Origin of the sequence: Streptococcus loxodontisalivarius (assembly GCF_016908645.1) — a bacterium.
GTDB classification, from domain to species: Bacteria; Bacillota; Bacilli; order Lactobacillales; family Streptococcaceae; genus Streptococcus; species Streptococcus loxodontisalivarius.
Window position 1 is genome coordinate 1 of the sequence record NZ_JAFBEH010000069.1, and the last position, 7,972, is coordinate 7,972.

The window sequence follows — 7,972 nt, forward strand, 5'->3', positions numbered from 1 at the left end:
TCTTCTCGCTTTGAACGCAACAAAAGAGAGAACCAATTTGATTCTCTCTCGTGCTTAATTATTTAGTCAACCCACTACAGTTGACAAAGAGCCGAACAATTTTAGATCAAACAAAAAAAGAACTCCTAAGAGTCCTTTTAACGATTTCGTACGAATTAGTCTTCGTTTACGAATGGCATAAGAGCCATAACACGAGCACGTTTGATAGCTGTTGTTACTTTACGTTGGTTTTTAGCTGAAGTTCCAGTAACACGACGTGGCAAGATTTTACCACGTTCTGAAACGAAACGGCTAAGAAGCTCAGTATCTTTGTAATCAACATATTCAATTTTGTTAGCTGCGATGTAATCAACTTTTTTACGGCGTTTGAATCCGCCACGACGTTGTTGAGCCATGTTTAATTCTCCTTTATAGTTTTAATTCGTTCATTCCTAGAATGGAAGATCGTCATCTGAGATGTCCATAGGATTCGAATTTCCAAATGGGCTTTCATCTCGAGAAAAGTTTGGTGTTTGACTAGGCTGAGAAGGTTGTGATGAAAAACCACCAGCAGATGATGCACCACCGAATGAATTATCAAATCCACCAGCATTGTATGAACCAGCTGAGCCACCTTCACGTGTAGCACGACTTTCCAAGATTTGGAAGTTGTCTGCAATGACTTCTGTCACATAAACACGTTGGCCTTGTTGATTTTCATAATTACGAGTCTGAATACGACCTGTAATACCAATCAATGTACCTTTTTTAGCCCAGTTAGCCAAGTTCTCAGCTTGCTGACGCCAGATAACACAGTTGATGAAATCAGCCTCACGTTCACCATTCTGATTTTTGAAGTTACGGTTAACAGCAAGGCTGAAAGTTGCAACTGCTTGATTAGATGGTGTGTAACGAAGTTCTGCATCGCGGGTCATACGACCAACAAGTACTACATTATTAATCATAAACTACCTTCTTAAGCGTCTACTTTAACGATCATGTGACGAAGAATGTCACCGTTGATTTTTGAAAGACGGTCAAACTCGTTAAGAGCTGCATCGTCGTTTGCTTCAACGTTAACGATGTGGTAAAGTCCTTCGCGGAAATCTTGGATTTCGTATGCAAGACGACGTTTTTCCCAGTCTTTTGATTCAACAACAGTTGCACCGTTGTCAGTCAAGATAGAGTCGAAACGTGCTACCAAAGCGTTTTTTGCTTCTTCTTCAATGTTTGGACGAATGATATAAAGAATTTCGTATTTAGCCATTGATATTTTCCTCCTTTTGGTCTAATGACTCATGGTCTTTGCCACGAGTAAGTGAGGTATTCTCACAAGATATTATTCTATCAGTTTTTTGAGGGAATGGCAAGTAAAAACTTTTAGATGGACAATTTTATCCTATAATCTTGGATAACATTTTGTAAAACAAAAAACTCGACCCTGCACGTATCGGTCGAGTTCTAGGTTTTCGATTCTTCTATCACTGGCATCATTCCCTTCTAGATGTCATAAGGAGTCTTAAAAGACTAAATCTCCATTTTTATAACGGGATAGGTTCATTTTTAACATGGTAAACCTCCTCATTTCAAGTTAGTGAGAAAAACATCTGTTTACATTGGATTCACCCCTTTAGCTATTGTATAGTCTAAGGTTTGTGTCTCCATTTTTATAACGAGCAATATTCAGCTTAAGCATTCTGTAACCTCCCTAAATAAAGATATACAATTTACTTTTTGGTGGTATCACTCCCTTGTAGCTATTCTAGTCAATACTCTGTTATTTAAAATCTCCGTTTTTATAACGGCCCACATCAAACATCAACATAGACAGTTCCTCCTGCTACTTTGTGACAAGATTTATGGCTTACTTTGAAACGTTTATTTAATACTGCTAGTAACCTATTCCATTTAGGAATAATTAATTTTGTAAAGTGGTTTTGCCTACCGTTTGTCTAGAGATATTTAATCTCCGTTTTTATACCGTGCGACATGTGGTTTCATCATAAGAATTCCTCCTTATTTTCTGTTACTTTTGTCTTATCCTTCTTTCTGTCTTTATTATAATGTAAGCGATTGCAAAAGTCAAGAGTTTTTATTCTCTTTTTATGATATACTTGAAAAAAAGGAGTTCTTATATGAAAAAAGTTCAGTTTAGACTAGGAAGTTTTATCACGCGCCTTTTGGGCTACTGGTTGCTCTATGCAATCTTTTGGGAAGTGATTTTCAACGGTTTAAGCGATTTAATAACTGAGCTGGGCAGTGGTGTCTCTCTTCTACTCAGTCTCTTTACGGTTAGTATCCAACTGTATTATAAGCAGAGCCAATACATCCAACTGCTTCATCAAGAGACCAATCGACTAGCCAATGATATTGACTTAACACGTCAGCATTTACAAAAGTTAAAAAGAGATTTTCAACCTGACGAGAAGGAAAATCAAGTGGCGCTTGTCAGTCATATCCATCAATATGAGGACCAATTAACGCAGACAAAATTCGCCTATAACGAGGCTGTCAAGGACTACAACGAAGGAATCCATCTCTTCCCTTATCAACAAATTGCAAAACCTAAAGAGAAAGAATACTTTTCAGACTTTTATATCTAACAGCCTTTTTCTCTTCTGTGTTACAATAGGTCTATGTTAGATTTAAATGATTACGGTATTGAGATGTGGGATGCTGCTAAGATTGCCGATTTTAGGCGGACGCTTCTGAACTGGTATGATAGGGAAAAGCGTGATTTGCCTTGGCGTCGTAGTAAGAATCCCTACCATATCTGGGTGTCTGAGATTATGTTGCAGCAGACGCAGGTGGTGACTGTCATTCCCTACTATGAACGCTTTTTGGACTGGTTTCCAACCATAGAAGACCTGGCAAAGGCTCCTGAGGAAAAGTTGCTTAAAGCTTGGGAAGGTCTCGGCTACTACTCTCGTGTGAGAAATATGCAGGCTGCTGCCCAGCAGGTTATGACTGAGTTTTCAGGGCAATTTCCCCAGACACATGAGGGCATTTCATCTCTTAAAGGGATTGGTCCTTATACGGCTGGTGCTATTTCATCCATCGCCTTTAATCTTCCTGAGCCTGCTGTGGATGGCAATGTCATGCGGGTCATGGCTAGACTTTTTGAGGTCAATTATGATGTCGGTGATCCTAAGAATCGTAAGATTTTCCAAGCAATCATGGAAGTTCTTATTGATCCAGAGCGTCCCGGTGATTTTAATCAGGCTCTGATGGATCTGGGCACCGATATCGAATCAGCTAAAAATCCTAGACCTGAAGAATCTCCTGTTCGCTCCTTCTGCGCAGCCTATTTACATGGAACCTATGATAAATACCCGATCAAGGAACCCAAGAAAAAGCCACGTCCGTTGCAGATTCAGGCCTTTGTTATCCGCAATGAAAGGGGGGAAATTCTGCTTGAAAAGAATACCAAGGAGCGGCTTTTAGGTGGTTTTTGGTCTTTTCCTATCATGGAGACCAACTTTGTCGCCCAGCAGCTGGACTTGTTTGAAAAAGAGGACGCTGTCCTAGAGACCTTATCACAAAAGCAGGTCTTTGAAGAAGATTACAAACTCAAACCTCAGTGGACGGACCGTCAGTTTGCTACTGTCAAGCACACCTTTAGCCATCAGAAATGGACGGTTGAAATCCTAGAAGGGCTTGTGAAAAAGGCAGAGCTGACTAGCTCACATCAACTGGCTTGGGTAGAAGTGTCAGACCTAGCCAACTATCCTCTGGCAACGCCCCAGAAAAAGATGATGGCAGCATATTTTGAAACCAAATAATTTGCATAAACGTTTAAAAGTATTGTATAAATGATAATCTTTTAGGCGTTTTTTCTTGTTCTCAATTTTTTGCCACACTTTTGCCACGCTTATTTTGAGCATAAATATTGAGTTTTATTTCTTTCTTGATTATGATAGATACTTAATATTAATAATTAGTAAGGAATTTTTATGAAGAAATCATTTCCTGGAATACTTCTGATTATCGGTAGTATCCTGATAACGGCTATCGCCTGGGTAGCTAATCCTCAAACGACAATTTATGCTGGTGCTGGTATTGCATTGACGACTCTAGCTTTGACTTTTATGTTGGCTAGTCGCTCTGCTATTTTGGAAAAACTCTTCCACGGCATCGAAAATATGTACTTCTACCATAAGGTGTTGGCTGTTTTCTCTATTATTTTTCTGATTTTCCATCAGTATGCTATGGGGATTTCTGGTTCTAGTCTAGCTGGTATTATTGGTGAAGCTGCGATTATGCTCTTTTTGGCAGTAATTGCTGTCGCCTTCATCGGAAGCAAGCTCAAATATGAGACCTGGCGCTTTGTCCACCGTTTCGTTTATTTGGCTTATCTCTTGGGACTCGCTCACGCCTACATGCTGAGTCCAGTTAGCCTCTTTAGTCCTAGCCTCCTTTCATTGGTTGTTGGTCTTTATGCTATTTTGGGAATTGCCTCTGGCTTTTACATTATTTTCCTCTATCAGACCATCGGTTTCAAATACAAGGGACGTATCAAGAAAATCACTCATGTTAATGCTGATACGACAGAGCTTGAAATCCTGCTCAATAAGGATTTTGACTATGAATTTGGACAGTTTGCCTTTATCAAGATTCTGCAAGAAGGTTTTGAAAAAGCTCCGCATCCATTCTCAATTTCAGGTGGTCAAGGACGTACTATCTTCTTCACTATTAAGTCATCAGGTGACCATACTAGCCACATCTACAAGGATTTGAAAGAAGGCAGTAGTGTTAGTGTCGATCGTGCCTATGGTCACATGATTCTAAAAGAAGGTCAGGACAAGCAAATCTGGATCGCAGGCGGTATTGGAATCACACCATTTATCTCTTATATCCGTGAGACACCTGTTCTTGATAAGGAGGTTGATTTCTACTATGCCTATACTGGTCAAGAAAATGCTGTTTATCTGGATATGTTGCAAGCCTATGCTGCGCAAAATCCAAATCTAACCCTTCATCTGGTCGATAGTAAAGTCTCTGGTTTCCTAGATTTCTCAGACTATCCCCTCCAGTCCGACACAACAGTCTTTATGTGTGGACCACTTGGCATGATGAACAACTTTGCCAAATCCTTCCGAGAAAACAATCCAAAAGCCGATCTAGTCTATGAGGGCTTCTCCTTCAAATAAGAAAGGAACTGCTATGAAAAAACAAACTCAGAATTTTATCCTAGGTGGTACAGCTCTTACCGCCTTAGCTGCCAATGCTTATTTTCTATGGGCAGGACAAGGCCAAGCTCGAAGCAGCACAGCTATTGGCTCAAGTATCAGTCAGGCAAGTTCTGATACAACAAGTAGAGATGCTGCAGCAAGTTCGACAGACACTTCTAGTTTTGGTCTCAAAGATGGTTCCTACACTGGTGCTGTCACTTCAACTAATCGTGGCGACTATCAGGTACAGATCACAGTCGTTTCTGGTCAGATTACGGCTATTGATGTCTTAGAATATCCCAACGAAAACAGCCGTTCTCAACAGATTAATGGTGATGCGCTGCCTATTTACACAGAGGAAGCCTTGGCTAGTCAATCAGCTTCTATCAGTCAGATTTCTGGTGCTACCGAAGCCTACAAGGGCTTCACAGGCTCACTTCAAGACGCTATCAACCAAGCGCAGGTATAAAGATGGCTCTTATCACTGAAACGATTGAGGCTATGACCATTCCCTTCACTATCAGTCTAGTCAGTGATGATATTCCCTCTACTCGATTGCTAATGGCAGAGCTTCTTCCAAAAATCAAGGCTGAGTTACTAAGAATCGAAGAGAAATTTTCTGCCTTTCGCAAGGATTCTCTAGTCTCTCGCTTTCAAAGAGGTCAGAAAGAACCGATCTTCGACCCTGAATTTCAAGAAGTTTATGGGCAAGTCATCATTCTCAAACAGAGAAGTCAGGGCTACTTTGATCCCTACTACAAGGGTGTCTATGATCCGACAGGATTTGTAAAGGGGTGGTTGATTGAAAACATCTTTCATCATTTTATCGAGCCGCTCTATCAATATGATCATATTGAGGCTGCCACCTTTAATGGCGGGGGAGATATTCAAGCTAGTAGTCGTCAGGGAAGTGACTTTCGCTGGCAGATAGGAATTGAAAATCCTAAGGATCTCCAGCAGGTCCTAGCCATTTATCCTCTTAGTTGCGGAGCCATCGCAACATCTGGAACAAGTAAAAGAGGACAGCACTTAACTGTCCTCGGTCAGGATGATTTATTGCAGGTCACAGTCCTCTCAGACAGCCTAGCCTGGGCAGACAGTTGGGCTACCGCCCTCTTCTCAGCAGGCTTTAGTAAGGCTAAAGAACTTATTCAGAAAGAGCAACTTTCAGCTCTCCTAGTCAGTCAAACCAGCCTTTTCATTTTTCAAAATGGTCAACTGCATGATCAGAAAGCATTATAAAACCGATGAAGCTCAAAAGCTTCATCGGTTTTTTCTTAAAAGAGATCAAAAATCAATTTTAGATTCAAGATGGTCAGGACTGTTGCGACTAGGTAGCCTAGGATGGTATTCCATTTGGCATTGACATGGTCGCCCATGAGTTTTTTATTTGAAGTGAAATAGACCAGTGGAAAAATAGAGAATGGCAAAGCTAGGGACAAGAAAACCTGTGAGTAGACAATCAACTGATCCAGCACACCTTCTTGACTGCCATAAATAAAGGCAACGATGATAACAGGAACAAGTGCCAACAGTCTGGTTACCAGACGAATCAACCACTCAGGCAGTTTCATGTGAAGGAAGCCTTCCATGACAATCTGACCTGTCAGTGTTCCCGTAATGGTCGAATTTTGACCACTGGCTAAGAGGGCAATAGCAAAGAGGGTTGACAGACTGGCTGACGCGATACTACCAGCAATCTTAGAATCCTGCAGAGCATTGTACATCTGAGAAAAGGCACTGATATCGCTGGCATGTCCGTAGAATAGCGAAGCTCCTAAGATTAAAAGGAGAGAATTCACTACAAAGGCCAAGGTCAGCTGAATATTGGAATCCCAAGTCATAAAACGCACAGCCTGCTTGATGGAAGATTGATCTGTGTAATCAACCTTTCTGGTCTGCGATAGGGATGAATGCAGATAGAGATTATGCGGCATAACGGTAGCACCGATAATCCCAAGAGCCAGAGTCAACTGGCTGTTAGCTCCGCCATTTCCAAAAGAAAAAAGAGATAGGTGAGGCAGATAACCTGCTGCGATTCCAGACAGACTAGGACGAGATAGGACGGTCAGGTAGACGAAGATGAGCAGGATGGTCAAAATCAAGGTCGAAACGATGGCTTCTATCTTTTTGAAGCCCAGCTTCATCAGGGATAGAAGCAAAAAGACATCTAGGATGGTGATCAAAATCGATAGTAAAAGCGGCCAACCAAAAAGAAGGTGGAGGGCAATCCCTGAACCGATAACCTCAGCCAAGTCCGTCGCCATGAGGGCAAGTTCGATGATGACAAAGAGGAGGTAACGTAGCCCCTTGGGCAAATGCTGGGCTGTCGCCTGAGCTAGATCTCGTCTAGTCACGATACCAAGCTTTCCAGCCATCTGCTGCAGCTGCATGGCAATCAGAGAGGAAATCAGAACCACAAATAATAGAAGGTACTTGTAGGTCGCACCACCTACCACGCTGGTAATCCAGTTTCCTGGATCCATATAGCCCACTGCTACCAAAGCACCAGGACCTAAGAAGGCTCGCAAGGTTTTCCAAAAGGAAGCATTTTGTGGTACTTCAATACTCTGATTGATTTCTCCCATTGATTGTTTTTGCAGGTGCTGATTTCTAATAGACATATTCTAACCTCATGATTCTCGCTCAATATGTGTCTATTATAACACAAAAATTAAGCACACTTAATATTTTTGTACGACTTTCTTAAAAATAGCTGTGCAGATAAAAAAGAGGCTGGGCAAAAACGAGCTTCAACATAAAACCACACAATGATTTCCGTCTCGAAAACAATCAAGACGAAAGAATCACTGTGTGGTTTT

9 protein-coding genes are annotated in these 7,972 nt (G+C 41.3%); 5 read left to right on the forward strand and 4 right to left on the reverse strand.

Going from position 1 to position 7,972, the window contains the following annotated elements; all coding sequences use genetic code 11:
- Positions 1-155 precede the first annotated feature (155 nt).
- From rpsR to rpsF, 3 genes are read right to left on the reverse strand one after another with little or no spacing between them, the layout of a single operon-like run.
- Complete coding sequence (rpsR, locus tag JOC28_RS10020) at positions 156-395, reverse strand: 30S ribosomal protein S18 (RefSeq protein WP_000068664.1); 240 nt, start codon at positions 393-395, stop codon at positions 156-158.
- 36 nt (positions 396-431) lie between these two features.
- Positions 432-944, reverse strand: coding sequence for a single-stranded DNA-binding protein (locus JOC28_RS10025; protein WP_205010549.1), 513 nt, complete (start codon positions 942-944; stop codon positions 432-434).
- A gap of 11 nt (positions 945-955) precedes the next feature.
- Positions 956-1,246: a 30S ribosomal protein S6 gene (rpsF, locus tag JOC28_RS10030; RefSeq protein ID WP_006595679.1), complete on the reverse strand. Its 291-nt coding sequence runs from the start codon at positions 1,244-1,246 to the stop codon at positions 956-958.
- A gap of 868 nt (positions 1,247-2,114) precedes the next feature.
- Between rpsF and JOC28_RS10035 the strand changes: the two genes are divergently transcribed.
- The 5 genes from JOC28_RS10035 (at position 2,115) to JOC28_RS10055 (ending at position 6,392) form a co-directional block, all read left to right on the forward strand.
- Positions 2,115-2,582 (forward strand): LemA family protein, encoded by a 468-nt coding sequence (locus tag JOC28_RS10035; protein WP_205010550.1) that lies wholly within the window; start codon positions 2,115-2,117, stop codon positions 2,580-2,582.
- Between the two features lie 33 nt (positions 2,583-2,615).
- Positions 2,616-3,761: an A/G-specific adenine glycosylase gene (mutY, locus tag JOC28_RS10040; protein ID WP_205010551.1), complete on the forward strand. Its 1,146-nt coding sequence runs from the start codon at positions 2,616-2,618 to the stop codon at positions 3,759-3,761.
- Between the two features lie 171 nt (positions 3,762-3,932).
- On the forward strand, positions 3,933-5,129 hold the full coding sequence (locus JOC28_RS10045; protein WP_205010552.1) for a ferredoxin reductase family protein: 1,197 nt from the start codon (positions 3,933-3,935) through the stop codon (positions 5,127-5,129).
- A 13-nt stretch (positions 5,130-5,142) separates the two neighbouring features.
- Entirely contained in the window at positions 5,143-5,619 is a 477-nt protein-coding gene (locus JOC28_RS10050) for an FMN-binding protein (RefSeq protein WP_205010553.1), read from the forward strand.
- Between the two features lie 2 nt (positions 5,620-5,621).
- Positions 5,622-6,392, forward strand: coding sequence for an FAD:protein FMN transferase (locus JOC28_RS10055; RefSeq protein ID WP_205010554.1), 771 nt, complete (start codon positions 5,622-5,624; stop codon positions 6,390-6,392).
- A gap of 35 nt (positions 6,393-6,427) precedes the next feature.
- Here the strand turns inward: JOC28_RS10055 and JOC28_RS10060 are convergent, their stop codons facing one another.
- Positions 6,428-7,774, reverse strand: a complete 1,347-nt coding sequence (locus JOC28_RS10060) for an Nramp family divalent metal transporter (RefSeq protein WP_205010555.1) — start codon at positions 7,772-7,774, stop codon at positions 6,428-6,430.
- Positions 7,775-7,972 lie beyond the last annotated feature (198 nt).

Excerpts from the sequence above, each read along its gene's own strand:
- rpsR (WP_000068664.1), bottom strand. The coding sequence starts at position 395 with ATGGCTCAACAACGTCGTGGCGGATTCAAACGCCGTAAAAAAGTTGAT.
- JOC28_RS10025 (WP_205010549.1), bottom strand. The coding sequence starts at position 944 with ATGATTAATAATGTAGTACTTGTTGGTCGTATGACCCGCGATGCAGAA.
- rpsF (WP_006595679.1), bottom strand. The coding sequence starts at position 1,246 with ATGGCTAAATACGAAATTCTTTATATCATTCGTCCAAACATTGAAGAA.
- JOC28_RS10035 (WP_205010550.1), top strand. The coding sequence starts at position 2,115 with ATGAAAAAAGTTCAGTTTAGACTAGGAAGTTTTATCACGCGCCTTTTG.
- mutY (WP_205010551.1), top strand. The coding sequence starts at position 2,616 with ATGTTAGATTTAAATGATTACGGTATTGAGATGTGGGATGCTGCTAAG.
- JOC28_RS10045 (WP_205010552.1), top strand. The coding sequence starts at position 3,933 with ATGAAGAAATCATTTCCTGGAATACTTCTGATTATCGGTAGTATCCTG.
- JOC28_RS10050 (WP_205010553.1), top strand. The coding sequence starts at position 5,143 with ATGAAAAAACAAACTCAGAATTTTATCCTAGGTGGTACAGCTCTTACC.
- JOC28_RS10055 (WP_205010554.1), top strand. The coding sequence starts at position 5,622 with ATGGCTCTTATCACTGAAACGATTGAGGCTATGACCATTCCCTTCACT.
- JOC28_RS10060 (WP_205010555.1), bottom strand. The coding sequence starts at position 7,774 with ATGTCTATTAGAAATCAGCACCTGCAAAAACAATCAATGGGAGAAATC.